Below are 26,355 nucleotides of genomic sequence, written 5' to 3' on the forward strand. Positions count from 1 at the left end.
GTGACTGGTTCGGTTTTTATAAAATAAATATTTGTTTGATCAAATGTAACTACAACTGAATATTTAGGAGGAATCAATTTGTCGAAACTTAACCAGAAAGCCTTGTCAATCTTCGCTTTGGGCGGCGTGGGCGAGATTGGCAAAAACATGTATGTAGTCCAGTATGCGGATGACATCGTGGTAATCGATGCAGGCTTAAAATTCCCCGAGGAAGAAATGCTTGGCATCGATATTGTCATTCCGGACATTACGTACTTGCAGGAGAACAAGGACAAAATCCGCGGTATCCTCATTACGCATGGTCATGAAGACCATATCGGAGCGCTCTCGTACGTGCTGCGCCACCTGAATGTTCCGGTATATGCGACGAAGCTGACGATCGGGCTGATCGAGGTCAAGCTGAAGGAAGCAGGTCTTCTTGGAGAAGCCAAGCTCAATCTGATCGACAACAAATCTGAAGTCGAGCTTGGATGCTTTACCGCATCGTTCTTCAAGACAAATCACAGCATTCCGGATTCTGTTGGCGTGTGCCTTGATACACCAGAAGGCTATATTGTGCACACCGGAGACTTTAAATTCGACCAGACGCCTGTCAATAATCAGATGTCCGACATGGCAAAAATGGCGAAAATCGGTGAGCGCGGTGTCCTGGCCTTGCTCTCAGACAGCACCAATGCGGAACGTCCTGGCTTTACCGGATCGGAACGCGAGGTTGGTGAAGCGATTAAAGAGCAATTCCACAGATGTAAAGGACGCATTGTGGTTGCTACGTTTGCTTCCAATATCCATCGGATTCAGCAGGTAATCGACGCGGCTGCGCTGTATGACCGTAAAGTGACGGTTATTGGCCGCTCAATGGTGAATGTGGTTAATATCGCGATGGACCTTGGGTATCTGAATGTTCCGGAAGGTATGTTGGTGGAACCGGAAGAAATCAATAAACTCCCTGCCGAGCGTGTAGTTATTCTATCCACTGGCAGTCAGGGGGAGCCGATGTCAGCGCTGACGCGTATGGCACGCTCTGCACATCGTAAAGCCGACATTCTGCCTGGAGACACGGTACTTATCGCAGCCACACCGATCCCAGGTAATGAGAAGTATGTAGCGCGCACGGTTGACCAACTGTTCCGTATCGGCGCGGATGTAATATACGGTAATAATATCCACGTATCCGGACACGGTAGCGCGGAAGAGCTGAAACTCATGCTGAACCTAATGAAACCGAAGTACTTTATTCCTATCCACGGGGAATTTAGAATGCTTCGTCAACACGCCCTGCTTGCTGAACAATGCGGCGTTCAGCCGGAGAATATTTTCTTAATAGACAACGGAGATACGGTTGAGCTTAGCGGGGGCAAAGCCCGTTATGGTCCGAAGGTGCATTCAGGAATCGTGCTTATCGACGGACTTGGTGTAGGCGATGTAGGTAACATCGTACTACGCGACAGAAAGCTATTGTCACAGGATGGTATTTTAGTTGTTGTAGTTACATTGAGCAAACAAAACGGAACAATTCTGTCAGGACCCGATATTATCTCGCGCGGTTTTGTGTATGTTCGCGAGTCGGAAGCATTACTTGAAGAAGCGAATCGCATTGTAGGCCAGACACTGAACCGTTGCATGGAAGAAAACGTGAACGAATGGTCGTCGCTTAAGACGAACGTGCGCGATGCGCTCGGACGTTTCCTGTATGAACAGACACGTCGTCGTCCAATGATTCTTCCGATTATCATGGAAGTATAATCAGACACTGAAAACAAGCAGCTGGAATCCCTTGATATATAAGGGGTTTCAGCTTTTTTTAATCTGTGAAAAATCCATTTTGACCACATTTTGACCACCTTTAGTGTGCTAAAGCGATTTTTTTTTGATATTTTGCATAGCTACATTAAAATTTTGAGCCAGATCTTCTTGCATAGTAGGGAGTACATGAGAATAGGTGTTAAGAGTAATGCTTACATCAGCATGACCTAATCGTTCACTCACTACTTTTGGATTTTCTCCAAGTTGTAATAAAAGAGTTGCGTGTGTATGGCGTAAATCATGAAATCTAATTTGAGGTACGTCAGCAAACTTGCAAGCAATTTTAAAATCAGCATTGATGTCGGCAGGGTCAATCATCGAGCCGGTCCAATTTGCAACTACTAAATCATGATCCTTATAAGCAGAACTGGCAGCAAGCTTGATTTCTTTCTGTTTTAGTTTATGAGCTTTAAGTGTTTGTATGGCTAAATCAGGCACTTTGATTGTACGGATCGATCCTTTTGTTTTTGGCTCTTGGAAAGATAACTTTCCTTTTGTTTTTACTAATGTTTGCTGGATACGAATAAACCCTTTTTCGAGATCGCAATCTTTCCAACGTAAACCTAGGATTTCTCCTTTACGCATACCGCAATAAATAGCTAGTATATAAGCAATGTATAGCTTACTGTTTCCGGTTTTTCTTTTTTTAATCTCTTGTAAAAACTTATTTGTTTCTTCTAAATCCCATGTTCTTACCTGTCTTTTTTCGATTCTTGGTGGAGTCACTAACGAAGCGATGTTTTCTTTTATTACGCCCCATTCAGCTGCTTTTCGTAAAGATTTACTTATAATAGCATGCATACTGCGAATGTAACTTGCTGCAAGTCCAGTATCCATTTTCTTTGAATATAGAGCTTGAAGATGCCTTGGCTTTATATCTTTCAATTTCAAATTTCCAATCTCAGGGATGATGTGTTTTTTACATATGAAAAGTTGAAGCTCATAAGTAGATGGACGAATGGAATGTTTTGCTACATTCTCCATGTACTCTAATAAATAACTCTCATAGTCATCGGTGGATTCTTTGATGTATTTATTATTTTCTATTTGTGAGATTAGTTCAGCACATGCCTTCTCAGCCTCCTTTTTTGTTTTAAATCCACTAACGGTTTTCTGCTTTCGTTTGCCCGTTTCCGGGTCGCGCCCTACATCGATGGAAAAGGACCACTTAGAGCCACGCTTACGGAAATATCCTTTCATAACAATTACCTCCTCTATGTGAATGATACGGGTAAACTGTGTACAACAAAATGAGAATGTTTGTTCTGTTTTATAGTGAAAAAGAAGCCGTTTGATGTGCAATGGTATCAAACGGTATTCGTTATAATATATAGTGTTTAATTATGTAATGCTGTTAATTTATCCTCTTCTACGTACATGTACGATTGAGGAGCTACAAAATTATTAAAAATATCCTTTGGAGATATAGGTTCTTTGTATTCTAAGAAATCTTTAATTTTTATTGCAAAGCCTTCTTTATGCTTAGAAAAATAATCTTTAAAAAAATTTTCCGATACTCCTGAATATTTACAGGTTTGATTCCAGATCTCTTCTGGAGAATCATTTATAATTTTTTCTATTGTAAACTCACCGACGATTTTTCCTACAGGCATTGTTGAATAAACAATTACTGATTCTACATTTTTTTTAAAAATCCGTTTTCTATACTCAAATTTTTTATTTCCGTTTATAATTTGTTCTACATATTCTGGTTTAATCGATAATAATACTTTCACTAACTCCACCTTCTTCTAATATTCGGTTAAACTGTTCATCAGTTAACTTAAAAAAGCCCCAGTAACTGTTTCTATCCATACCAAGCTCTTCGATTAACTTTTTTCTAATTAGCCTTTTGCTTAGAGCAGCATTGTATGTCATTTTAACTGTATAGCATCCACCTATATTGTACCATTTTCTTAAGTCTGCCTCATCAAAAATACTGTAGGTAGTAGCATATTTGAAGAATTCATTAAAGTTACTAAATTCATTTTGGCTTCTTACTTCTTCAACTACACAAACAGAGGTTACAACTGAAGAGTATTCAGCAGATTTTCCTTGATCCTTAGTTCTGTACATTACAAAAATATCACCACGAGTTGCCCGATTTACTGGCATTCTGCAAACATAAATCTTGTGAATGCTGTTTGTATATGATACATCTTCTAATATATCGATACTTTCATTGCTCAAGATTGAATCGGGAAACATATTAGAGTGGTATTGCGGGTAAATAGATAAAATATATTTATCTGTGTCCTTAACATTGATCAAAGGATAATCCAGTAGAATATTATTTCTTAATTCTCTAAAATCTTTAACGAGAACAGCTTCAGTCCCATTAACTGTATCCTTTGCCGCTTGTTCTAAAAATCCATATCTTTTAAGCAGACCGAATAAAGGTGTATGTTTTTTGAAAATCGTTACATAGCAAACATCAACGCCTAAAGAAATAGCATAATCAAGTGCTTTTTTTATGAAGCGCTCACCTAATCTAGTACCATGGGGAGTAATCTTAAATGTGCCTATTTTTAAGGCTTTTTCACAATTAATATGTGGTTCAACATCTGTAATCGGACCATTTTCGGGTTTAAAATAAAGAAATCCTTGTAGTAACCCATTTTCATAGAACACGTAGGCCTCTTCATTTCCTTTCTTTTTGTACCAAGATTCGAATTCCTTATAGTCTGACTTTAATGAATCAAAAAAAGGATCGGCTAGGTTGATATTTCGGAATTTCTTTCTCTCTAAATATTCGCTCATTTTCGATTTTCTCCTTTAATTTCAAGATAAGAATGTAATACGGTATTGATAAAACTATAAAGGGCGTCTTTAGGATCTGTTATATTATAAATAAGTAAAGGGATATTTAATTCATGAGATATTAGCCTAGAATAATCCAACTCAGCTTTCTGGAAAGATTGTAGTAGATTAATATCATAGTCTGTGCCATCTCTTTTCCTTAATTTAAGTACTATATTTTCAATACAATCTTTCAAAACAATTATCCCTTGAGGGCGCATAATATGAAATGTTTCTTCAGGAACTTTTGTAATTATTCCTTCTTTATTTAGTAAACAAAAATGCCCATCTAAAAGAAACCATTTATTATCAGGTGTATAATTGTTTATTGCTTCAATTAATAAGTCTTGGTTTTTATCGATGTTATCGATATATTTATTTTTGGAAAATTGCTCCTTTTTTTCTTGAGCTATTAGTTTACTTGCTGAATAGTGTAATAGGTTATGACTAGAGGAGAGTTCATTACAGAAAGAGGTTTTTCCTACACCGTGTATTCCACCAACAAATATTATTTTTTTCATAACTCCTCCTGCTTTTCAAACTTTCATTAGAAAACGACACAAATAGATTTTAGTCTCTTGGTGTCGTTTTCTGTGTACAGGGTACCTATAGTATATATATAAGTTTGAATTACAAATTAATAACTAAAGCTATAAAAGCTTATATCTCTAATAGCCCCTCCTTCGCTTGGAACTCTAATGATATTTTCTAATGGCTACTTCTCTATTTATTAGCCCAGAGCCCTTTGCCTGCATCCAGTGCCTGTTTCTGCAGCTTTACAAAGCTATCGGTATACTTCACGTTTGGTGGGAACGTAGCGACCTGAGCATACCCTTCTTTCACTAATGTCTGATTAAACATTTCAGCTTTCGGATTCTTCGCATTGCCTAGCCACACGTATGCCAGTAGACGCCCGTATTTGTCCCTCTGTTGAACGTCAAACTCTAAAGTTACTGTTTGTCCATTGAGGCGCTTCTTGGTATAAGCGGAAGCTTCTGGGCCGTATGGTTGCACTGGTTTATTCGGATGCACAGTTTCAGGCGTATCAACACCGATTAAACGAATGCTTTCTTCCTTACCATTGACCTTCGCTTTGAACGTATCCCCGTCAACGACCTTCGTAACTGTTACTTTCAAGGTACCAGGAAGCTTGTTTTGAGCTGGCTTGGTTGTAGCCGGCTTTGTGGGAGCTGGTTGCGTTGCTTTTGTAGTAGGGGAGGATGTTGTTTTTGTACTTCCTCCATTATGGTAATGGTATTCTCCGTCTTTTAATCCCCATTTAGCACAGTTTGTCCGACAAGTGTGACCTCCGTTTGCGTCAGTCCGACCAGGATGAGCAGAGGCAGATAATGGAGCTGCTACTAGTCCTAACATAAGGATGAGTGCGAGTATTTTTTTCATAAAATCCTCCTTAAGATGGTTATTGAGTTAATTCCTTTTCTCTACTTCAGCATTGCTACAGCTTGCTTTGTGTATGGTGGTCTGTAAGTAATAACTGTAAAAAAGCCCCCTTATATGGGAGCATGAGTAATAGTCCTATTCACATGCAGTGCTGTTTTCATACCTTGAATTTTCTTTTTTAGGAAATCAACTCCATTTTATTGTAACTTAATGGTGCTAAATGTACTAGGTCTAAAGATTAGACAAGTTTCGACATAATGATACAAATGGCGCACCTTACTTTCTCAGATAGTGCATTTTTTGCACTCTATTCCATTTAATGGATGTTATAGTATAAAGTCAAGAAAATGAAGGTGAGGGGATAGCAATGAAAGCAACAGGTGTTGTTCGTAAAGTGGATGAGCTGGGACGAATAGTATTGCCAGTTGAATTACGTCGTACGTTAGGGATTGCTGAAAAGGACGGATTGGAGATTTTTGTAGACGGTGAACAAGTAATTCTGCGTAAGTATCAGCCGGCATGTTCATTCTGTAATTCAATGGATGATGTGACAGAATTCAAAGGAAAGCTGATATGTGGAAATTGCCAAGATGAGATAGCTAAATGTAAGTAAGAAAAAAGCTACCGGGTAAGTCAAGCCAGGTAGCTTTTTCTGTGTTTATCTTTTGCTGATACATATTGTGATTTGCTTACTACTTATTGTATTTCATTACTTCAAAATCAGATATTTGATCGAAAACAATATGATCTTTTCTGCTGGAGAATGGGCCGATATTATAGTTTTTGTTTATAACGTAATATTTTAAGCCAGAACCGTTTGTGCGTCTATTATACCAGTTGATAAAGGCTTTTATCTCGTCAGCAGACATATCATATTCTTTACGGTTTGCATTTGTCATCGTAATGACTAGTAAAGCACGATTACCTTTTATATCAGGATCAGGTCCTGTTGAACCACCTGCTGTTGGTGTAGCAGATGCTTCGTTAGAAGTCTTAGTTTCTGCACCGTTTTCCAGTGCAGTTACTACATAGTAGTATGTTGTTCCGTTCTGTACGTTATTGTCAACGTATGATTTATCTGTTACGTTATTAGCGATTACTTCATATGGTCCACCAGGAGTTGTTGATCTTTTTACAACATAGCCTTCGGCGTTGATATTAGTACTCCAGTTAAGGTTTACTATAGAGTTACCACCAGTTGCGGTTAAATTAATTTCTGTAGTATCAGATGTAGGTGGTGTAAAATGCATATTTAAAAAAGTTGAATTCCTTAGTTCAAAACAAGGAAAAATCACCAAACAAGACAAAGCGCAAGTAGTCCATGAGTTAAGGCATGAATTTCCGGCGAAAGCACTTCTACAGCTCGCAGACATTCCGCGTAGCACATATTATTATTGAGTGAAGAACTTCGGCCGCCCTGATTCGGATGCAGAGTTGAAAGGATGGATTCAAACCACTTATGACGAACATGAAGGTCGTTATGGATACCGCCGTATTCGTGATGAGCTACAAATCGCGGACACAAAGTAAATCACAAAAAAGTGCAGCGTATTATGAAAGAATTAGGATTAAAATGCCTTGTCCATATGAAAAAATATCATGCTTACAAAGGGAAAGTCGGTAAGATTGCACCCAATATTTTAGCACGCAATTTCCAAGCTGAAAAACCAAATGAAAAGTGGGTTACAGGTATTACTGAGTTTAAATGATTTGGAGAGAAGTTATATGTATCACCTGTGTTTGATTTATTTAATGGCGAAACCATTACATATACAATGGGTTCAAGACCCACCTATTCACTTGTTTCAACGATGTCAGATCAAGCCTTCGAACGTTTAACAGAGGATGACACACTCCTTATTCATTCTGATCAAGGCTGGCACTATCAAATGAAACAATACCATAACACCCTTGATGAACGTGGCATTACACAAAGTATGTCCCGTAAAGGGAACTGTTACGATAACGCAGTTATTGAAAATTTCTTTGGTATGATGAAATCGGAATTTCTTTATCTAAAAGAATTTGAAAGTGTTGAACACTTTAAGCAAGAACGAGCAAAATATATAGAATACTATAATCACAAACGAATCAAAGCAAAATTAAAAGGCATGAGCCCGGTACAATACCGAGCTCATGCCCAACAAGCCGCCTAATGAAATAGTCTGTCTAACTTTATGTGGGCACTTCACTTTTTTAAGTGCCCATTATTCGGGTTACAGTTCATACTCCAGCTTCGTTTTTTTCTGATGCACCCATGTATTGGATTTTATACAAGAGATGTAGTACGCTTCTTTCTCGTGTATGTGCTGAAGATCTATGATGTGAATAATCGGCTTTTATCTTTAAAGGATAAAGAGGCATAAGGAGTGTAAAATTGCAACTCTTTTTAGCTCAAAGGTATACTCCCAAACAAAATTAATGTGTTCCTTCCCAAGAAGCAAAAGGTAAGGCATCAGATCTTCTCACATATAAGGAATAGATGAGAGATGAATGTTAGACTTTTAGTGATATTTTGTATTATACATAATGTAATATGGTGTTTTTCTAATACTTACTTTTCATCAGGTTCTTCTAAGCCCCAATCTAAAACGTCCAATCCTCCGAAACCAACCCTCGCATGGATATTTGTACCCGAAAGAGTAGTAATTTTCTTCTCTTTGAAGAGTCCACCTTGTTCTTCAACAGGCGTAATATGAGGGGGGACCAGTAAATCAACTCCACCAAATCCGCATTGGGTATTTATTTGCTCAGTTCCTCGTAGTTCTGTCCAGCCTAAAGTTACACTACCAAAAGAAATGTTAATCGAAGCTTTACCTGATAACTCATTGAGCGAGACGTCACCACCACGTAGATTAATATTAATGTTTTTTGAATGTGTTATGCCGGCAACTTCACCGAACTGACCTTTTATATCTACATCTCCTTCTCCACCATTCAAAATAATGACTCCTGCCGTAAAAGAGGCGCTGACTTTTGTTTGAAGCGGAAGATGAACCTCTGTAAATATTTTTTGCTTTTGTCCATGGCGAAAGTATGTCGCCATATTGCGACCTTCTATAACAAGGGAACGTTCAACTCGTTCGATACGTTCTGGAAGAAGGTGCTTTTCACCTGCTGAAACCACTGTAACATTGGATTCAGCATCAAAACAAATTAATAGATTACCCAGGACATTTACATCAATGTATAACTCCTCTAGTCCAGCTGCCGCTATATTTTTGACTACTACTGGATTTTTTATAGCTCCGCTAGGGAATTTACATAAAGTTTTAGGGGGGAGTAAAGGCATCATGTCACTCCTTCATTTCCTTGTTATGGTATATTATTCCTTTTCATTTTACTATGGCTAAAAAACTAAAATAACCAACCTGAGACTGATTTAATTGTATACTTACCAGTCAAAGGATTGCTATAACCACATCCTTAAATCCCAAAATACTCATCTCTCTATTTGATATAGGAAGAGGATAACGCGCTTTTCTCTTCAGGAAGAGTGTTCTCAACTTGATGGCGATGGTGTTACGCCAGCTTTCCTTGCTTCAGTACAATTCTTGTATACAACTTTTTTCGTGGGTTGCTTTTTAGTAGCAGCAAGAGAATGGTCAATCGCGACCGTACCTCCAAGAAGAGCAGCAACGACAAATAAAGTAGAAACTCTTTTAAACATGATATCCTCTTAGATTTCTAATTTTGATAGAGTGTGCTGTCTATACATATGTATGATTTTACAAGAAAGTAACTCTTTTCATTGTAACTCAGCGATGATAAATGAACTGGGTTTAAAGATTAGACAAATTTCGACACGGTACTATGGTTGTATAGATAATTGTTACGTTATTAAATTTTGCTTGGTCTTTTAATCATTTAATTTATATCGAATCATCTCACCGTTAATTTTTCGCTCTTCTTCTTGTATGTACGTAGAAAATTGTATATCTAGCCTTACTTGTAACAACCTTCTCCTTATTTGATGTAATCGTTCAGCTGCTAACTCGTAAGGAACACGGAACTCCTTAGAAAGAACGTCGATAGCTTCATTCTCATACTGAGGTATAGGTAGTTTTCTCAACATAAAAAAAGGAATAGAGGCGTATAGCTGAAATGTTCTTGCTTGCCGTTCCTGTAGTTCTTTAAAAGCTTCAGGTATCCTTTCCTGGTTCCCTGCATGTTGTAAAGGATGACAGAGCTCATGATGAAAATCTGAGCGCTTAGAAAGCTCATCCAAAGCATTATTTAAAAAGATAACAAAGAAATTGTCCTCGTCATCTTCCCATCGAACATGGCTTTTTGCTTTAGTATCAACGACTTTCCCTCCAAACACTTCAGCAATACGTTCAATATCCATATCAGCTGGAGTTAGAATACCGTTAGTTTGATATACCTCCTCAATCCAATTCTCTACATATGTTGGTTTGTATAATGATAAATCAAACACGACTGATCCTCTCCCTTTTCTCTATTTGTGGGAATATACGTTCTGTTTTCTATGTATAAAAAAGTCCTAAACCATTTAGGATTTAGGGCTTTTATTCTTTCTTTTTTGCTTTCATGCGTCTGAATAATTCCAGACTCTCTTTAAGATATTCTTTTTCTTCTTCAGTTATCGGTCCTTCTCCATCGATAAAAGCTAGCCCATCTGATTCATCATTTGAAGCTTTATAAGTTGGAGATGGTTCATTGGTACGGCCAAGAAGATAATCGGTTGAGACCTCGAAGAAATCAGCTATTTTTTGAAGGGTATCATAATCAGGTTGACGTTTATCTGATTCATAACTAGATAGAGTATTGTTTTTAACACCGATTTTTTCTGCTATAAATTTTTGAGCATATCCATTTTTTTCGCGTAGATATTTAATTCTTTCCCCGAGCGTCATTTTTGCCAACACTATCACCCCTTATTTCACCTCCTAATTTATCATAAATTCACCAAGAGAGAAAAATATATCTCGTATTGAGAATTTGATTGTTGACATTCTCGTATTGAGAATTTATACTGAGCTCAAGAAGTTCACAAAACGAGAATTAAGGTGGTGAATTGAATGAGTAAGTTAATTGGAAAAAGAATTAAGAAACTTCGTTTAGAAAAAGGTATCACACAAATTTATCTTTCTAAGAAGCTTGGATATAAGTCTCCTTCAATTTTAAGTGAGATTGAAGCAGGGAAAAAGGGATTGGATGCTGACAAAGTTCCTTTAATTGCTGAAGTATTAGGAGTTCCAGTAAATGTCCTTTTTTTTGAAGAAAAAGTTCTCGAATCGAGAATTGATTCGGCGTAATTAAAATTTTTCGTATCTCAATTACCAAAACCAACCTCAGTTGGAAAGGAGACGAGAATCTTGGAACAACCAAAAACTGTTGAAGATTATCCATTAGTCCTCACTGCAAAAGAAATCTGCGAAATTCTTTCGATTTCCAAGCCAACGGCTTACGAACTGATGAAACGTACAGATTTTCCAACGCTTCCAATCCCAGGACGAATTCGCCGGGTGCAAAGAGATGCTTTCTTTCGGTGGATGGAAGGACAGAAGGGAGAAACGGCATGAACCACATTACCACAGCCGATGACTTCCCAACCATCGTTGATGCAATGTGTTTTTACAGCGCTGAAATTGATCGTATCGCTGAGTTGGAGACACCAGAGAAACTGCGCGAAATGGATAAGCTCGAAGCATTGGCTCTTAGTATCGCAGCCCGAATAGAACGTGAGAAAGGAGGTGAGGCGACTTGAATGAGTTACTTCTTTACTAAAAATTGAATAAGGTTCGCTTTTAGTACCTTCTATATTCATCATATATCGCATTAAAAATATCGTCTGTTCTAATTCGGATCGAAAGGGAGGAGTCGAATTGAGGTTCGGAGCTATATTACAAGCATGCCGGGAGCGGGCCGGGTATACGCAAGAACAAATGGCTGAATTGATTAACCGTTCCCGAAGCTGTATATCGAAATTGGAAAATGACAGGAAAACGTTAGATGCACAAACACTTATTGAGTGGGCTAAGGCTACACAGGCAAACGAAGTCGTCGTTGCGTTTTTATACGGGATGGACGGGTTCGGGATGATACAAAACGTTATGAGTTTATTAGGTGGATAAGAAAGGAGCTAGGTAAAACGATGAATGAACAATTAAGACGATTAAAAAAGATGGCTGAATGGCATCAGTCGATGGCGGATGACTTGCAATTCATTGAAGAACCACATGCAATAGGGCAAGTTGAGTACCACTTGGAGAAAGCTCGGAAATACTGGCATCGCTATGGCTGGTTGTTGGCAGAGATCGAAACGGTGAAAGAATGGGGCGAGGAGCTAGCTTTACTTCCGGGGAAGGTGTTGAGATGAAAATGTATGTCGTATATGTCAGTCGCGTTATGAAGGCCAGTGAAGTACGCCAGGCATGCACTGTAACGAAGTTGATGCCAGATAGATATCTGATAGACACAGTACCCGAAGGAAAAAAGAAGGCCGCTGAGCGCGGGAACGCTCAAACGGCCTAGACACTTAATCAATGTAAAAAAAGCATAACACACGTTCGCGTGTACAGCAAGCCTATCTCGGGCCTGCTGCCAGGACTGTGGGGATAGAACGATAGACAACTCTCAACCAACCTCGCAATTCTGGCAGCACTTCCGAGAAGTGCAATACATACAAAAGGCAGGTGAGAAAAATGAAAGCAGGAGAAATTAGCTCCATGGTTTTTTATGAGCAAGAAGATTTCAACGCATGGTTGATGGATAATCCGAAAACGGAGATTGTCCAGCTTCAACTTGCACCTTATGTTCACATCAATAAATGGGATCAAATCGATACAGACGCCATGTTTATGGTGATTTACCGCAAATAAAAATAGCCCGTCCGCCAACGGGCCATCTAAAAAGGGCAACTTGGTAAACACATTTTCAATGTACCATGAACGCCCATTGAAAATCAAATATGAGGTGAAAAGAATGCAAAAGCAGCTTGATATCGTTTCTTTTCTTCAATACGAGCTACGCATTGTTGAAGGGAGAATTGCTTTTTCGAAGGAAGCAAAAGAGGCAGCGTTAGCTTCAGATGAGTATGACTTTGCCAAAGGGTTTGCAAGCGGATTTGCTGCTGGTGAGTTATTTGCACTTGAACAAAAGAAGGAGACGCTGAAGCAACTCCTCCAAGTAGTAAACGGAGAATCCGATCCATTCGCCATAGAAACGGTAGAGGAGATGGCTATATATGAAGCTGTATGAGCTTACGGACGCCTATCAGAACCTGCTTGAGGTGATGGAAGATGAAGAACGAGGAGTTAATCTTACCGATGCGCTTGAGTCCATCGAAGAGGCGATTGACAACAAGGTAGAAAACATTGCAAAGCTAATCAAAACAATGGATGCCCAGGTAAAGGCATTGAAGGAAGAAGAAACACGTTTGGCAGATCGCAGAAAGATGCTGGAAGCCCAAATGGACGGCCTAAAGCGGTACACGCTCTCTACACTGGAGCAGGCTGGATTAACAAAAGTAAAAGGCACTATTTTTACAGTTGGTATCCGAAACAACCGACCGAGCGTGGTAGTGGACGAATCCAAATTACCAGTAGAGTTTTTGATTCCACAACCACCGAAACCGGACAAGCAGCGGTTATATGAATTGCTGAAGGATGGGCAGGTGATTGCTGGTGCAAGACTTGAAACGAGCCACTCTCTTAGCATTCGATAATTGTGCCATGTGCAGTGCTCCGATTGAGCCGGGGGAGAAAATCACCCCGGTTCATGACGGAGCTACAAAGAAGCAGACGGGTGTTATCTGCTCCGGTTGCAGAAATGAGTTTGTGAACTAAGGAAGGGATAAAGATGGACGCTACCAAGATAGTAGAAGCCTTACAAGCGCCATTCCCACCAGAAGATATTGAATGGCGTGTTGGTTCGACGAACAAAGATAAAACGAAAGGGTTGGCACTGGCTTATATAACGAACCGAGCGATTCAAAATAGGTTGGATGAAGTGTTTGGTCCGTTTGGTTGGCAGAATCAATTCAAAGAATGGAAACAAGGATCGCAATTATGCGGTATTTCTGTAAAGTTCGGGGATGAATGGATTACGAAGTGGGATGGCGCGGATGACTCTAACCAAGAAGCCACTAAGGGCGGTCTGTCAGACAGTATGAAGCGTGCTGCCTATCAGTGGGGGATTGGTCGATACCTCTACAAGCTTCCGCAGAATTGGGTGGAGATAGAACCTATCGGAAGAAGCTACAGGATTAAGAAGAAGCCCGCCTTACCTTCTTGGGCTATCCCGAAGGGATGCAAGCAAGGTAGCAGTGAGGTACATTATGAAGGGCAGCACACTGGGCCTGATATCTCCATCCCGGCTACCATTCGAGCAAAGTGGACCACACTTGTTGGAAATGAAAATGCATTACCAGAGCAATATGACGCTTGGAGAAACGAAGGAAAAACAGATCAACAAATTGAGCAGCTTTTAACAGAGAAAATTCAAGAAAAGAATGGAACAAAAGGTAATGGACCGACTGGAAATGGGACAGCCTCTGAGAAGCAACGTAAAGCTATCTTTGCCATTGCCAAAAGTAAAGGTCTGAATGAAGAAAATATCAAGCAGCTTATTCAATATCTTAATCATAAACAAAGTACATCAGAACTGACTTCAAATGAGGCAAGCGATTTAATTTCTCTTTTGAACCAGGTGGAACGAGATGAATTACTCGCGATGATCTCAAACAGTAGAGGGCCTGATTTTGGAAAGTCGATCGATATATCCGATGACGATTTACCCTTTTGACGAGCGCAATGACCCGTTGGGGTATGTTGACCGGATGCCAAAGCGTAAACGTAAAAGTAGTAAATGAGAGAGGTTCCTAGAGCTTCTCTCTAGCCATTTATAAAAGATATCTCACATAGGGGAGTGAGAAGATGACAGACAGTTTTCCGTTTTACTTACATTCTGGCCTCCTGACGAAAGAGCACCGGAAGCGGATGGGCGCAGCTATCTGGGAGTTCCTCTGGTGTATTGATAAAACAACAAAAGAATATAGCGTAGATGGGCAGGTATTCGGCCAGGTGTTAGGCGGAAAACCTGTCAAACTTAGTGACATTGCGGATGATATTGGAGGGAATAAGTCAACCATTAAACGGAATCTGGACAAGCTCGAAGAAGAAGGGTACCTCAGTTTGATTCGTGCTCCCTATGGGTTGATGATTACTGTTCATAAGTCAAAGAAATGGCCCAAAAAAGTCGTTGCAAATACGCAACCACAACCTAATAAAAGGAAATTTATCGTTGCGAAAACGCAACGGAGGAAGAAAGTGGCGTTGCAAAAATGCGTATTCTCGTTGCAAAAACAAAACGCGCGTTGCAAAAATGCCTATTCTAATAAAGACAAAGCAATAGACAAAACAAAAGACTTAAATAATATCTCTGCTACTGATGCTATAACAGGTCCGTTGCAAAAACACAACGTAAAATCGGATGATAAGGTACCGACCCCAATGTCATCTGGTAACCCGGAAGAGTGTATAGTGCCGACCTCAATGGCTCTTCCAGAACAAAAAAACAATGTGATCGATTTCGCTTCTAAAACCGGTAAGGAGGGGGTGCCGCTCTCCCGGAAGGATGCCGTTTCTTCCAGCCCTGATGTAGATGCCGACTCTACGCAGCGTAAAATATCCGCGCCGGAATACAGGAGACGAATTGAAGAGCGATACATTGCCAGACGAGCTTCGGGCACAGAGTTAAAACCTACCGACGATGAGGTAATCCGTGAGTTGATTCGAACGCGTGTGCCGTTAAGTATTGTGCTAGAGGGCATCGACAAAGCATTTCAGAAGCACAAGCCGAGGCATAGCCGTGACAAGATTAATAGCCTGAATTATTGTTTACCGATCATTCTTGATATGCACGCAAAGAACCAGGCGAAGACAGATGAATCGGTGGAATTACCGATGACTGCGGGTAAGAAAAGAGCAACGTATTCATCGCATGTCAGAGGCAAGCACACAGGAATTCCACCACTGATCCTAGAGCAAATAGAACGTCAAAGGAAAGCGGAGGCTGGGGAAGAAGTTTGTCCGAGTCATCAAGCCCCAGAGGAGGATCTTGAACGCAAGCGACGCCGAGTACAGGAATTACTAAAAGCAATGGGGGATAAAAAATGACGAGATGGAGAAAAAGCAGTTTTGCCAATCGTGGCATGGCGTTTGAACAGCAGTTGGACTATACAAACCGGCTATATGAGCAACAAGGAATTGCTGTGATTAACAAGCGACCGACACCTGTGAAAATCCTTGGCCGAAATACGAGGGGCATGGTCAATGGATATCTGGAAAAGCCGTCTACCGTTGATTATGACGGGACATATACCGGGCGCTCCGTCGTTTTTGAAGCCAAGAGCACGAAAGAGTTGACCCGGTTCCCGCTCGATAACGTACATGAGCACCAAGTTGAATACTTGGCCAAGTGCCATGGGTGTGGAGCGATTAGCTTTATGCTAGTTGAGTTTGCTAATCATCAGATAGTGTACTTGTTGCCGTATGAAGTACTGGAATGGTACTGGCAGCGTGCAAAGACAGGGGGACGGGGCACAAAAAGTATTCCATTACAGGATTTTGATGTACATGCCTATCAGGTGCCACCAGGACGGGTACCAGTTGATTATCTACAAGTTGTTGAAAAAGTATGGAGCATAGGAGGCGTAGCGGTATGAGCGCGGTATTTTTCGAAGAAGCACCGGAAGTGCGTGAGATAGCAGAAAGGATTATCGATAAACATCATCCTCATTTGAAGGATGCGAAGGGAGTAATCGGCTATTACTTTCGTGATGGAAACAGTGACTGGGCAGGTAAGGCAAAGAAATGCACGGCATTTGAACGACATGTGACTGATTATATGCTGTTTGTCTTTATTAACAAAGATGCCTGGAGAGTATTTACTCCGGACCAGCGGCAAGCTTTAGTAGACCATGAGTTGTGTCATTTCAAACGTAAAAGTGAACGGGTATGGAACGAAGAGAAAAAAGTATGGGAAGACAAATATGACCCAGCAAATGCTTCGGAAAGCTGGCAAATGCGTGAACATGATGTAGAGGAATTCAGCGAAATTATTCAGCGTCATGGTCTGTGGGAAACAGGTATCGAGAGGTTTGCGGTAGCTGTTCGAGAGGCAGACTATCAAATGGATCTGGAGGATTACGAAAGGGAGCAATTGCGTGCTGTGAAGTAGAATATCGGTTGCTCGCCGGGGAGACTCGGTGGGCACTACAAAAAACGTCCCATCAATTGGAGCGAAGGGACGTTACTAGCCTATTTGTTTTTAGCATAGAGAAAATTATATTTGCTGGCATGTTTAAGTTCATCTGTCAAAATTTCAAATACCATGTTTTTAAACACTGTATAGGGGATGGTGAAGTAAATTTTTCGGTAAAGTTCTACTGCACTTAACTCACCAAATATAGCCTTTTCAAGGCCAGCAAGATAACTAGGTGGTATGTTGAAAGGTTCACCAGTAGTTGATTCGGTAATTTGTTGGCCTGTTAAAGCATAATACATGTGTCTAAACATTTGCCGATGTCGTCTTTCATCATCACGAATGGAAGTAATGATTTCCCTATCCTGATTGGATGGAGCGTTTTGGATTAAGTAGTCGTAAAAAAGTTCATCATTTCGTTCGCCCTGTACCGCTCTTTGTAAGAGAGGGAGAACGGCTTGTAGATTAGTCTGGTACATCTGATATGGGGGCGGTACAGATTGGGTTTGATACTGTACGGGTGTAATTGTAAAAGGGTATGAACTGTACTCTTGCATGATATTGCTGGGATATAAGTTCATGGAAAATTCCTCCTGAGCTTAGAGTCCTTAACATTTTATGAACGGACACCCAAAAGGTGAGAAGAAATAAAAAAGGCCGACACAGGTCGGCAAGTGAAAAGAAGGTTTACTCTCATAATATACCATATTTAGGCAAATGGGTAAATGAGGAAATTGATAGGAAGACATAAAAAAAGAACCAGTCTAAATGACTGGCCAAAGCTCAGGACTTGGGGGGAATGTCAAGTCTCATAAGGAATATAGCACAAGCCTATGAACGGATGAAATAGAACATATGGAAATGTAAGGAGAATGTAAGATGAATCAATTTTTTTACAATTCAACCCATATTGTGCAATAAAAAAAGGCCGACACAAGTCGGCAGTGAAGTGTAAAAGGTTTACTCTTATAATATACCACATTATGGAATATGGGTGGGTAAGGAAATTGATAGAAGGCATAAAAAAGAGCCAGTCTAAATGACTGGCTGGAAAAGAAATATTATGAAACCAAAACGAGCGCTCTATCCCCACGAGAGCGCCAAATAAGACTATAGCACAAGTCTATGAACGGATGAAATGGACAAATTATGGTAATCGGGTGGACATAAAATGCGCGAGATTAAGTATCAAGCATGGCTCCATGATGAAAGGCAAATGATTAATCTCATAGAAGGCAGTATGAATTCAGAGAGAAAGGGATAAGGGAAGAAGTTGATAACAAACAGCCAAAAGGGCCAGTGTAAGCTGGTAAGGGAATACCCCACAATACTCCCTTTCTCAGGGGCATTACTAATATAACCATAAAAAACAATAAAAATGCATGATTTTAGGAATAAATCGAGGTTTACTTTGGAAAGAGTTTAAGCAATAAAAAAAGCCCTTCTGCATTGCAGAAGGGTAGGAAAGGGTATAGAGAGTAACCATTTTAATTATTGCCTACTCTCCTGATAAATAAACAAAACCCCTTCCGAAGAAGGGGATTCAGTGGAGGTAATTCATGTTGTACTTATATATTTCCCATAAATACAGAGAATAAACCAAAAATTTTTTCTGCATTGTAGAAGGGCAGGGAGAGTAAAGTAAAGGTATATACCATTAGTACATGTATTAAAAATAGCTCCCCTCTGTAAAACAGAAGGGAGCAAATATGGTAAAACCGTTGGCTATGTTTTTATATGCGGGTGAATGAAAAAGTGTTACAAAAAACCCCCTCTCTAGATTTGCGGTCTGGAGAGGGAGTCTCTGCTTTGGTAGCAATATTACTGTTCAAGAATATTTTACCATGAGCAGGGGGAGTCGTCATGCAAATGTCGTTTTTGCCGAAAATTGACCGGAGAGCTACACAAAAAAGAGTCGAGGAAGCACTGGAGACGGCGCGTATTTACAAGCAGATCGGCTTTGTTCGTCGGGAGATGAAAAACACACCTGCCTATGAGGCCAGGTATCATGGTGCGACGAACAAAACAACCGATGCAACAGCAGATTGTGCCGTTTGGAATGTAGATAAGGAAGAAGAGATACGGGTGCTGACAGAGCGCATAGAACGGGCTGTGAGTCGTTTAGGAAAGAAGGAAAGGGAAATTATTGAGAAACGCTACTTAGAAGACGAGGGCTTTGATTATATCGTTGCTGGCGAGGTCGGATTGAGTGAGCGAACATACACTAGGATAAAGGCGAGGGCGTTTTATAAGCTGGCGTTTATGTTGAAGCTGGAAGTATTGGCTGAAGAACAGGACCCGGTACCAGTATAAGTACCGGGTTTTACATTAAAATGATGCTTTTTTTTTCCATCGTGTATACAACGTAACATAAAGAAAAAATAAAACTGGAAAAGCATAAGACACAATATAGGCTTCCCGGCTCCACCATTTGCTCATCACCTGAACCTGGTTATAGTCTGGCCTATAAATAAGGAAACTGAAGAGCAAAAGTAATGGCAAAATATATGCAGGCAGCTGCCAATTTTGTTTGTTAAAGAGGTAATTAATGTTTTCAGTGACAATAAAGAGAAACGGAAGGATTACCGCTGAAAAAATGAGCGTATAGAACGATAAAAATACGATTTCAAATCGTTCAAGAAAAGGAAACTGAATCGGCTTTACGAGTGCAAGCGTGGGCCATAAAAATTCAGGGATTTCATCTGGACTAAAGTAAAGGAAACAGCTTAGTGTAATCTGTAGATAAACAAGTAAAGTGATGCCATTGGCTATGATAATTCCTTTCGCCGCAGATTGTTTGCTTTTTAGATAAGGATAAAGAATCCATGCCATTTCAAATCCAATAAATGATGTCAGGGTTAGTGGCACTGCATGTAAAATAGGCAACCATCCTTCTTTTAAGACAGGCAGTATATAAATCCATTTCGCATCTTTTAAGGGTATCAATAGTAAAATGGGCAACCAAAGCGTAAAGAAAAAGATAAATTCTGAATATCTGGCTAAGATTCGTATCCCGCCCTGGAGAACCATATATACGGGAATGAGAAAGATAAGAGCAAGTAGAAAATGAGAAGTGTCTGATAAGATAAATACTTTAATGATTCCTACTACACGGTAACAAATAATAACAGCAGTAAATAAAGCAGAAGCCATCCATATAATAATCCATGTCCTTCCTAACCATTTCCCCAAGTAACGTGTGAGCATATCATATATAGTAGCACCTGGATATTTTGCCATCACCCCAACCATGCATAAGCTTACAATGAGGGAAATGATCCACCCAACAAAGATAGAAATCCATCCATCCGTACTTGCCACTTGGGCTAAGTCTGCAGGAAGTCTCAGGATGCTTGTTCCTACCTGTGCTGCATTAATACCAAGGATATATTGTAAGAGTGTAACTTCCCTTTTTTTTGACTTATCCATGTATCCTTCCTGCCTCGACTGATTTTGTTTCATTCTGTACCCGTTATTATGTGAAATTGGATGTAATGTTATTCTTTGGGTATAAAATTCATTTATGATGAAGGGATAGTGGCGTGATTTTGGCGTGAGATTGGCACGCAATTTGGTGATAGGGGTGTTATGATGATAATGTCAAAAGATAAGCGGAGGGGCCGTTCCGAGGGAGCGGTCTTTTTTAAATTCCGACAACTTGATTTATGGCTATTTAATAAATAAATGTAGGCTGTTACCCATTAGAACATCTATGCATATCTTATTTTGAAAGTTTATTTTAGGAGGCTTGTTCATGTCCAATGGATTTGTTGCTCGCTCGTTAGATGAGGTTCGTTTCTGGTCTTATGAAAGAACACTCATTGTTTATTACATTGGGCCTTCGATGTGAAGATACTCAGCTTATAAATGAAGCACAACAATTTTTTCGTATCTTCGAACAAATTGAGAGCCAATCACATGCTTTTACTTTGAAAACAGATCCCCGACAGATTACACAATTTAATGCAGAGGTTTATAATGCCGTCTCTCATATTTGGGTTTATAAAAGAAAACTTCTTGGTCTTATTTTACATTGCAAGTTGCCTGGAGCTAATTTATTCCCTTTACTTATTGATCATGTAAGTAGGGAGGCAAATTATTTTAGAAATAGGTTGTCAGAGTTAAATCAAGGTCAATTAGAGCCAATAACCGATGCCATTATCGATGAAAACGTATTTTTCTTGCGTATTATGGCCGATCATGCGAAATTTATTGGTCATCTTCTAGACCCGTCAGAACGAAAACTCGTAGAGCAGGCTCAGGAATTCAGCAATGATTTTGATCAATTATTATTTCAAGCAATTGACTTGGATTCTATGCGTCCACAATCACAAACGTTCCCTCTTCTTAGTCAGTTTCTTGACCAAAACAGAGTATCTGTAAAATCACTTCGTGATTTTAAAAAGACGGCTCGCGATTTAATTGAGGCATGCCGTATTAAAAGTATTATTCATCCGTTACTGGCTGATCATGTATTCCGTGAAGCGGAGAGATTTCTGGAGATTATCGATATGTTTGAAAGGGCACTAACAGGAAAAAATCTGTTAGTAAATGCTAAAAATGTCCGATAATACCTACTTTGTAAACTAAGGTAGCCGTTCCTCAACCGGAACGGCTTTTTGTCTTGTAGAAAAAAGTGATGTGAAAATGGCAAGATTTTGGCCAGAGTTGGTGATAGAGGTGTTATGATGATAGTGCCAGAAGATAAACGAGGGGGCCGTTCTAGGAAAAACACCTTAGCTTTTTAACAAATTTGATGTTTAACAATATCGGTTATGTAAAAGGCAGCCCTTTGGTGTATACCAAAAAAGCTGCTATATTATAAGGTCCTCCTTATATAAGAGGACTTTGAATTAAGGTGGAGAATTCAAAATTATGGATATGACCATCGTTCAGTGTAGTTCTCCCTTTGGCAAAGTGTACATGTTTTCCATTACCGATAGGAATAGCAGGACCCGTTACTATTCTAACTTGATGAAGGTGACCAAAAAAATCAGTATTGACCGTGATTACATGTACATGGCTATTACCTCTACGGATCGCTTGGCTTGTAACTCCGGCAAAACGATGGTTATGCCTGTCTGCTCCTGCTTCTGCCAATTTGGTACTACCTAAAAATTCGTGCGTGTGTGTCTGTGCTCGTTGTTTTGTATATATTTTGCGATTCGGCTTGTTTTTTATCTTGAAATTTTTTTTGTTCATAAGGAAGCCTCCTTTAAGTAAAATCGTATACTATTATATGCTTGTCTTTTCTTTTTGGTTTAGGTGAGTACTATGGAGGAAATGACTTTTTTATAAGATGATTAATGACATCTGTTTAGACTTTCAGGATAAAAATGTGCGACATGAAATTGGGACGCTGTTTGAAGATAAGCAAAGGGGCCGTTCCGAGGGAGTGGACTTTTTTGGGTTTAAAAAGCGGATACATAATAGCATTTCATTGATTTTTCTGCACGAATTTGATGCATATAATCAAAAAGACTTACTATTTGGTTTAAAATAAATGAGTTATATTATTTTACTTTCTTAATGATGGATTTTTAGAAAGGGAGAGGGTACATGAAAAGAAAAAACGCTTTATTTTTATTAAGTAATGAAGAGTTATTAAAAATATATACTCAAGCGATATCTCTTGACTTGGACGATGATTTTATTGAGTTGATTAAAGCTGAATTAATAAGAAGAGGCATTCGTTTTTAATATGTTCTTGACCTGAAAGAGAAGGGGTTTTAACGATAGAGATGTTATATGATGATAGGATTAGAAGGTAACGAAGGCCGTTCCAGAGGAGCGGCCTTTACTAGTATAGTCCAAGCTTTTTTAATGCTATATAGTAGCGGTAAATAATAAAATAAGGCAGAACATAGGACCAAAATGTCCAAAGGATATTCCAGTTTTGACCATATGATACTTTACCAAATACCAGCATTACATATTCAAGAAGTGTAGTAGCTAAAGAAAAAATAAGAATGATTGCATACGGCCTTATCTTTTCTTTTTGAATGAAATAAATTAAATAGCTGGAAAGTACAGGGTATAACCCAACATCAAAAGGAAATGATGAAAGTAATTTAATTTTTAGCACAGGCTTAAAGTTCCAGAACCCAAAATAAAATCCAAATAAGTTAATGGTATAAGCTAGCATGGTACCTAAAGGAGCAATAAGTAAAACCGTCTTTTTATCTTTGTTATAAAGCCAGATACCAAAAATCCAAGGTATTACAAAACCTAAAAAAATACTTCCGAGCATATACGTCTCCCCTCATTGAGTTAGTAGTGTTATAAGTATTTCCAAATTTATTCTTGTATATGACGGTTTGATTAGGGGAGTGTCAGAAGATAAGCAAAGGGGCCGTTCCGAGGGAGCGGTCCTTTTTGTTATGAAATTTAATCAATCTCAAATAGGGTTAATTTCTGAGGGTAAATGAATGTCTTTGACCAAGGGGGTAAAGTTATCGACTGAATTCTTAAAAGTGTTCTAGGTAAATGTGTACATCAGTATAAAAATGTTTGTTATTTAGATGCCTGTCTAAGCAAATCTAGTATTTCTTCATATAGTGTAATAAAAATGTGAGGAGGTATTGGATTTGCAAAAAAAAGTAACGAGTAAAAAAGGTACTCTTTTAACTAAAAGAAAAGGTGTTAAACGACTGCTTCCTGTAAGAAAAATGACAAGCCTTATTAAAGTGGTTAGGCCTAATGCTACGACTGTGATTGGTACCGATGAAAGTTGGTTTAATGCGATAGAAATCTCACGGGAATCGTTTTGGGTTCCAACCAATACGGCAAAGTGGGTATGGGGAGCCAATGATCCGTTTGGTGCTGCGGCAGTTGTTAGTAGAAGGTTTAGAATCCGAAGGGTAAGAGATGTTATTAATGCTACTCTTTTCTTTGCAGTAGATAACTATGGCGTTGTATTGATAAATGGAAGGCCTGTTATTAATGACATCAAACAAAATACCCCGCGTTTTTTTATGAACGGAAGAACGATCGATATTAGTGACTTTCTTAGAAGTGGAGTTAATGACATTGTTATCGTCGGTTTTAACTTTGGTGGGCCTGGAACGGGATTCGATCTTCCGAGAAGTGCGACTAATCCCGCTGGAATCCTTGCAAGACTTACTATTGAGACTTAGACATCATAAGCGGTTTTACCAGCGAAATACAGATTTGAAATGTTTAATAATTAATAAACTATATATTAAAAAGCCGCTTCTGAGCAGGAACGGCTTTTTGTTATTCATTTTTGTCATTATTTATCTAAAAAAAACATACAATCTGGTGCAGTACTTGTGAATGGTGTTCGGAAAATACCTTTAGCAAGGCATAAAAAAGGGGGGCATATGAAGTGATATGAACATAAGGTGAAGCGGGTGTATCGTGTATAAGAGCACAGGAATTAAAGCATGCGGTCGTAAAGAATCTGGCTTGGGTTATTTATGACGAGCAAAAAAAGAAAAGGCGCTCTCTTCGTGAGAACACCTTTTTTAAGATCGATAACTTAGTTTATGTTGATAAAGATCTATTAAGGGATGACAATAGGTAAAGCTCACCCTCGGCATAACTCGTTAGGGTTGCCTTTTCCATTGTCTTACACCGTAAGTGCCACTTTCATAGCATACGGCGTTCCATCTTTAAGTAATGGTATCTACTGTAAATTTTTCTCTAAAATCTCGAATCTTTCTCCAAACTGAGTTCTTGAGAAAAAAGCTTTAGTTCATCTGAAATTGACAAACTTATAAGAAAAACGCCATCCTTTCTGATGCATATACAAAAAGAATGACGTTTTTTAATCTCAGGGATATTCATTTTCCTTAACTTGATGGCTACGGCCTATACCTTATGCCACTCTACTTTCCTCTTCTATCTGATTCGCGTGATAACAAGGTGTGCTGAAACAGGCCTTGTTCCTCCAGCAAGAGGAGTGATGGTTAGTGCCGTGGAATTGCCAGCAGGATTTCGTACAGTGAGTATTGAATTGATGACTGACGTTTCCACAAGAGCCATTCCTACTATCTGAGAAGTACCGGTTGCTCGACCGACCACCGTATAAGCTAGGTCAACAGAATTGAGAGTTAAAATCAGTTGGCCCGGTTCGGTCACACTCACCTGAAATAAGACCTGATAAGTGCCGATTGCAGACAAGTTAAATGTATCGACACCAGTGCGGAAAATACCACCCCCACTAGAAGGTCCATCTCTCGGAAAATCTACGTCTCCACCTACTGCAACAGTTGCAGCATTATCAGGGGGCATCAACGCATAAAAATCGGCAAAGTCTAATACTCCTCCTGGAGGTCCTGGAGGCCCTGGAGGCCCTGGAGGTCCTGGAGGCCCTGGAAGCCCTGGAAGCCCTGCTGCTCCTGGAGGTCCAGGTGGTCCAGGTGGACATACCGGAGGACAGTTGTTATTGTTACAGATTATAATTGGTGTTCCAGAACAACATTTTCTATGATGATTTCCATTAAAGTTCAAATTTAACACCTTCCTTTTTAAATAAGTACTTTATCTAATATATTTATTCTCTTGTTTTAGGAACCGTTTGTATCATTATTCTATGAGATAAGCCTGATTTTGGATTTTTACGTCTGATAACATGTAAACTGTAAACTAAGGTAACCGTTCCAGTTGAGGAGTGGCTTTTTATTTTGCCTCGGAGATGATGTGAATGTTCAACAAGATAAAAAAGTTTTAACAAACTATGATAAGTTCCGATAATTAAAAATAAATGGATTTGAGGTGCAGAATGAAAGTTCCCATAGACGCTCAAACAATTACGGCCTTACTACCTCCTGATAAAAAAGAAAAGGAACGAATAAATAGGATTCAGCGAAGAATCGATGAGATTGATAAAGAGATAAAAGCATTGCGTAATAATTCTTCTATTAATCCCAAACAAAAAATCAGGATGATTTCTCAACTTTATATGGAGAAGGTTGCGTTGCAGAAAGAGTTGAGAAAGGAGGCAACCCCATCTGAAAAGAAAACTGATAGGCCAGAAAATCCTAATGCAAAGCCTTTGAAGGAACGAAAAGTTGCAGAAGATCCTAATAAACCACTCGCTATAAATTTTAAAGTGTAATTATGTAGATAGGTGTATAGAGTCACTCTTAGGAGTGGCTT

At 39.3% G+C, this 26,355-nt stretch carries 34 protein-coding genes and 2 pseudogenes; 21 read left to right on the forward strand and 15 right to left on the reverse strand.

What is annotated here, in order from left to right:
* Positions 1–78: 78 nt before the first annotated feature.
* Positions 79–1,743 carry a ribonuclease J gene (locus tag AF333_RS10330; protein ID WP_043065927.1) on the forward strand — a complete coding sequence of 555 codons (1,665 nt, stop codon included), beginning with the start codon at positions 79–81 and terminating at the stop codon, positions 1,741–1,743.
* A 108-nt stretch (positions 1,744–1,851) separates the two neighbouring features.
* Here AF333_RS10330 and AF333_RS10335 read toward each other — a convergent pair whose 3' ends face one another.
* The 5 genes from AF333_RS10335 to AF333_RS10355 all read right to left on the reverse strand — a co-directional run bounded on the left by AF333_RS10335 (position 1,852) and on the right by AF333_RS10355 (position 6,003).
* Complete coding sequence (locus AF333_RS10335) at positions 1,852–3,003, reverse strand: site-specific integrase (protein ID WP_043065926.1); 1,152 nt, start codon at positions 3,001–3,003, stop codon at positions 1,852–1,854.
* Positions 3,004–3,140: 137 nt separating this feature from the next.
* The gene (locus tag AF333_RS10340; protein WP_043065925.1) at positions 3,141–3,539 is read right to left on the reverse strand and encodes an ASCH domain-containing protein; all 399 of its coding nucleotides are present in this window, start codon (positions 3,537–3,539) and stop codon (positions 3,141–3,143) included.
* A complete protein-coding gene (locus AF333_RS10345; RefSeq protein WP_043065924.1) occupies positions 3,517–4,563 on the reverse strand; it encodes a hypothetical protein in 1,047 nt (348 codons plus the stop codon). The genes AF333_RS10340 and AF333_RS10345 overlap by 23 nt, the downstream gene beginning before the upstream one ends.
* Positions 4,560–5,123 carry an ATP-binding protein gene (locus AF333_RS10350; RefSeq protein ID WP_043065923.1) on the reverse strand — a complete coding sequence of 188 codons (564 nt, stop codon included), beginning with the start codon at positions 5,121–5,123 and terminating at the stop codon, positions 4,560–4,562. Before AF333_RS10350 ends, AF333_RS10345 begins: the two co-directional genes overlap by 4 nt.
* Positions 5,124–5,325: 202 nt before the next feature.
* Positions 5,326–6,003 carry a thermonuclease family protein gene (locus AF333_RS10355; protein ID WP_043065922.1) on the reverse strand — a complete coding sequence of 226 codons (678 nt, stop codon included), beginning with the start codon at positions 6,001–6,003 and terminating at the stop codon, positions 5,326–5,328.
* Positions 6,004–6,370: 367 nt separating this feature from the next.
* Here AF333_RS10355 and AF333_RS10360 point away from each other — a divergent pair, with 367 nt between their 5' ends.
* Complete coding sequence (locus AF333_RS10360) at positions 6,371–6,616, forward strand: AbrB/MazE/SpoVT family DNA-binding domain-containing protein (protein WP_043065921.1); 246 nt, start codon at positions 6,371–6,373, stop codon at positions 6,614–6,616.
* 79 nt (positions 6,617–6,695) lie between these two features.
* On the opposite strand, the gene AF333_RS32680 is transcribed toward AF333_RS10360, so the two are convergent.
* The gene (locus tag AF333_RS32680) at positions 6,696–7,310 is read right to left on the reverse strand and encodes a fibronectin type III domain-containing protein (RefSeq protein WP_235356648.1); all 615 of its coding nucleotides are present in this window, start codon (positions 7,308–7,310) and stop codon (positions 6,696–6,698) included.
* Here AF333_RS32680 and AF333_RS10370 point away from each other — a divergent pair.
* Positions 7,258–8,159, forward strand: a pseudogene (locus AF333_RS10370) (IS3 family transposase); the annotation flags it as partial. The gene AF333_RS32680 and the pseudogene AF333_RS10370 overlap by 53 nt on opposite strands.
* Positions 8,160–8,557: 398 nt before the next feature.
* Here the strand turns inward: AF333_RS10370 and AF333_RS10375 are convergent.
* The 4 genes from AF333_RS10375 to AF333_RS10385 all read right to left on the reverse strand — a co-directional run bounded on the left by AF333_RS10375 (position 8,558) and on the right by AF333_RS10385 (position 10,880).
* A complete protein-coding gene (locus tag AF333_RS10375; RefSeq protein WP_043065920.1) occupies positions 8,558–9,295 on the reverse strand; it encodes a hypothetical protein in 738 nt (245 codons plus the stop codon).
* A gap of 210 nt (positions 9,296–9,505) precedes the next feature.
* The gene (locus AF333_RS33545) at positions 9,506–9,673 is read right to left on the reverse strand and encodes an excalibur calcium-binding domain-containing protein (protein WP_139188859.1); all 168 of its coding nucleotides are present in this window, start codon (positions 9,671–9,673) and stop codon (positions 9,506–9,508) included.
* 189 nt (positions 9,674–9,862) lie between these two features.
* Positions 9,863–10,351, reverse strand: coding sequence for an ImmA/IrrE family metallo-endopeptidase (locus tag AF333_RS10380; protein ID WP_235496318.1), 489 nt, complete (start codon positions 10,349–10,351; stop codon positions 9,863–9,865).
* 181 nt (positions 10,352–10,532) lie between these two features.
* Entirely contained in the window at positions 10,533–10,880 is a 348-nt protein-coding gene (locus AF333_RS10385) for a helix-turn-helix domain-containing protein (RefSeq protein WP_043066170.1), read from the reverse strand.
* 165 nt (positions 10,881–11,045) lie between these two features.
* Between AF333_RS10385 and AF333_RS10390 the strand changes: the two genes are divergently transcribed.
* The 13 genes from AF333_RS10390 to AF333_RS10440 all read left to right on the forward strand — a co-directional run bounded on the left by AF333_RS10390 (position 11,046) and on the right by AF333_RS10440 (position 17,208).
* A complete protein-coding gene (locus AF333_RS10390; RefSeq protein ID WP_043065918.1) occupies positions 11,046–11,282 on the forward strand; it encodes a helix-turn-helix domain-containing protein in 237 nt (78 codons plus the stop codon).
* 60 nt (positions 11,283–11,342) lie between these two features.
* Complete coding sequence (locus tag AF333_RS10395) at positions 11,343–11,549, forward strand: helix-turn-helix domain-containing protein (RefSeq protein ID WP_052812070.1); 207 nt, start codon at positions 11,343–11,345, stop codon at positions 11,547–11,549.
* Positions 11,546–11,734, forward strand: coding sequence for a hypothetical protein (locus AF333_RS10400; protein ID WP_043065916.1), 189 nt, complete (start codon positions 11,546–11,548; stop codon positions 11,732–11,734). The genes AF333_RS10395 and AF333_RS10400 overlap by 4 nt, the downstream gene beginning before the upstream one ends.
* Positions 11,735–11,852: 118 nt before the next feature.
* Positions 11,853–12,101, forward strand: a complete 249-nt coding sequence (locus AF333_RS10405) for a helix-turn-helix domain-containing protein (protein ID WP_043065915.1) — start codon at positions 11,853–11,855, stop codon at positions 12,099–12,101.
* 50 nt (positions 12,102–12,151) lie between these two features.
* Positions 12,152–12,346, forward strand: a complete 195-nt coding sequence (locus AF333_RS10410) for a hypothetical protein (protein WP_235496321.1) — start codon at positions 12,152–12,154, stop codon at positions 12,344–12,346.
* Positions 12,343–12,501 carry a hypothetical protein gene (locus AF333_RS33550; RefSeq protein ID WP_158502405.1) on the forward strand — a complete coding sequence of 53 codons (159 nt, stop codon included), beginning with the start codon at positions 12,343–12,345 and terminating at the stop codon, positions 12,499–12,501. Before AF333_RS10410 ends, AF333_RS33550 begins: the two co-directional genes overlap by 4 nt.
* 161 nt (positions 12,502–12,662) lie before the next feature.
* Positions 12,663–12,848, forward strand: a complete 186-nt coding sequence (locus AF333_RS33555; RefSeq protein ID WP_235496325.1) for a hypothetical protein — start codon at positions 12,663–12,665, stop codon at positions 12,846–12,848.
* Between the two features lie 103 nt (positions 12,849–12,951).
* Complete coding sequence (locus AF333_RS10415; protein WP_043065913.1) at positions 12,952–13,227, forward strand: hypothetical protein; 276 nt, start codon at positions 12,952–12,954, stop codon at positions 13,225–13,227.
* Positions 13,214–13,693, forward strand: coding sequence for a siphovirus Gp157 family protein (locus AF333_RS10420; protein ID WP_043065912.1), 480 nt, complete (start codon positions 13,214–13,216; stop codon positions 13,691–13,693). Before AF333_RS10415 ends, AF333_RS10420 begins: the two co-directional genes overlap by 14 nt.
* 134 nt (positions 13,694–13,827) lie before the next feature.
* Positions 13,828–14,772 (forward strand): Rad52/Rad22 family DNA repair protein, encoded by a 945-nt coding sequence (locus AF333_RS31660; protein WP_074714856.1) that lies wholly within the window; start codon positions 13,828–13,830, stop codon positions 14,770–14,772.
* 131 nt (positions 14,773–14,903) lie between these two features.
* A complete protein-coding gene (locus AF333_RS10430; protein WP_052812068.1) occupies positions 14,904–16,145 on the forward strand; it encodes a helix-turn-helix domain-containing protein in 1,242 nt (413 codons plus the stop codon).
* Positions 16,142–16,693 (forward strand): Holliday junction resolvase RecU, encoded by a 552-nt coding sequence (locus AF333_RS10435; protein WP_043065911.1) that lies wholly within the window; start codon positions 16,142–16,144, stop codon positions 16,691–16,693. The genes AF333_RS10430 and AF333_RS10435 overlap by 4 nt, the downstream gene beginning before the upstream one ends.
* Entirely contained in the window at positions 16,690–17,208 is a 519-nt protein-coding gene (locus AF333_RS10440) for a putative metallopeptidase (protein WP_043065910.1), read from the forward strand. Before AF333_RS10435 ends, AF333_RS10440 begins: the two co-directional genes overlap by 4 nt.
* 80 nt (positions 17,209–17,288) lie before the next feature.
* Here AF333_RS10440 and AF333_RS10445 read toward each other — a convergent pair whose 3' ends face one another.
* A complete protein-coding gene (locus AF333_RS10445; protein ID WP_139188860.1) occupies positions 17,289–17,813 on the reverse strand; it encodes a ferritin family protein in 525 nt (174 codons plus the stop codon).
* Positions 17,814–19,095: 1,282 nt separating this feature from the next.
* On the opposite strand from AF333_RS10445, the gene AF333_RS10450 reads away from it, so the two are divergent.
* Complete coding sequence (locus AF333_RS10450; protein WP_043065909.1) at positions 19,096–19,545, forward strand: ArpU family phage packaging/lysis transcriptional regulator; 450 nt, start codon at positions 19,096–19,098, stop codon at positions 19,543–19,545.
* A 15-nt stretch (positions 19,546–19,560) separates the two neighbouring features.
* Here the strand turns inward: AF333_RS10450 and AF333_RS10455 are convergent, their stop codons facing one another.
* The gene (locus AF333_RS10455) at positions 19,561–20,661 is read right to left on the reverse strand and encodes a GerAB/ArcD/ProY family transporter (RefSeq protein ID WP_043065908.1); all 1,101 of its coding nucleotides are present in this window, start codon (positions 20,659–20,661) and stop codon (positions 19,561–19,563) included.
* 325 nt (positions 20,662–20,986) lie between these two features.
* Between AF333_RS10455 and AF333_RS10460 the strand changes: the two are divergent.
* Positions 20,987–21,803: pseudogene (locus AF333_RS10460) on the forward strand (DUF2935 domain-containing protein).
* A gap of 262 nt (positions 21,804–22,065) precedes the next feature.
* Here AF333_RS10460 and AF333_RS10465 read toward each other — a convergent pair.
* A complete protein-coding gene (locus AF333_RS10465; protein ID WP_043065906.1) occupies positions 22,066–22,434 on the reverse strand; it encodes a YmaF family protein in 369 nt (122 codons plus the stop codon).
* A gap of 357 nt (positions 22,435–22,791) precedes the next feature.
* Here AF333_RS10465 and sda point away from each other — a divergent pair, with 357 nt between their 5' ends.
* Entirely contained in the window at positions 22,792–22,932 is a 141-nt protein-coding gene (gene sda, locus AF333_RS31665; RefSeq protein ID WP_080787723.1) for a sporulation histidine kinase inhibitor Sda, read from the forward strand.
* A gap of 100 nt (positions 22,933–23,032) precedes the next feature.
* Here the strand turns inward: sda and AF333_RS10475 are convergent, their stop codons facing one another.
* On the reverse strand, positions 23,033–23,482 hold the full coding sequence (locus tag AF333_RS10475) for a CBO0543 family protein (RefSeq protein ID WP_053432676.1): 450 nt from the start codon (positions 23,480–23,482) through the stop codon (positions 23,033–23,035).
* Positions 23,483–23,819: 337 nt separating this feature from the next.
* Between AF333_RS10475 and AF333_RS10480 the strand changes: the two genes are divergently transcribed.
* On the forward strand, positions 23,820–24,368 hold the full coding sequence (locus AF333_RS10480) for a hypothetical protein (RefSeq protein ID WP_052812065.1): 549 nt from the start codon (positions 23,820–23,822) through the stop codon (positions 24,366–24,368).
* Positions 24,369–25,095: 727 nt separating this feature from the next.
* On the opposite strand, the gene AF333_RS34935 is transcribed toward AF333_RS10480, so the two are convergent.
* The gene (locus AF333_RS34935) at positions 25,096–25,377 is read right to left on the reverse strand and encodes a hypothetical protein (RefSeq protein WP_235496329.1); all 282 of its coding nucleotides are present in this window, start codon (positions 25,375–25,377) and stop codon (positions 25,096–25,098) included.
* Between the two features lie 601 nt (positions 25,378–25,978).
* On the opposite strand from AF333_RS34935, the gene AF333_RS10490 reads away from it, so the two are divergent.
* Positions 25,979–26,314, forward strand: a complete 336-nt coding sequence (locus tag AF333_RS10490) for a hypothetical protein (RefSeq protein ID WP_043064921.1) — start codon at positions 25,979–25,981, stop codon at positions 26,312–26,314.
* Positions 26,315–26,355 lie beyond the last annotated feature (41 nt).

It is taken from the genome of Aneurinibacillus migulanus, assembly GCF_001274715.1.
GTDB lineage: Bacteria > Bacillota > Bacilli > Aneurinibacillales > Aneurinibacillaceae > Aneurinibacillus > Aneurinibacillus migulanus.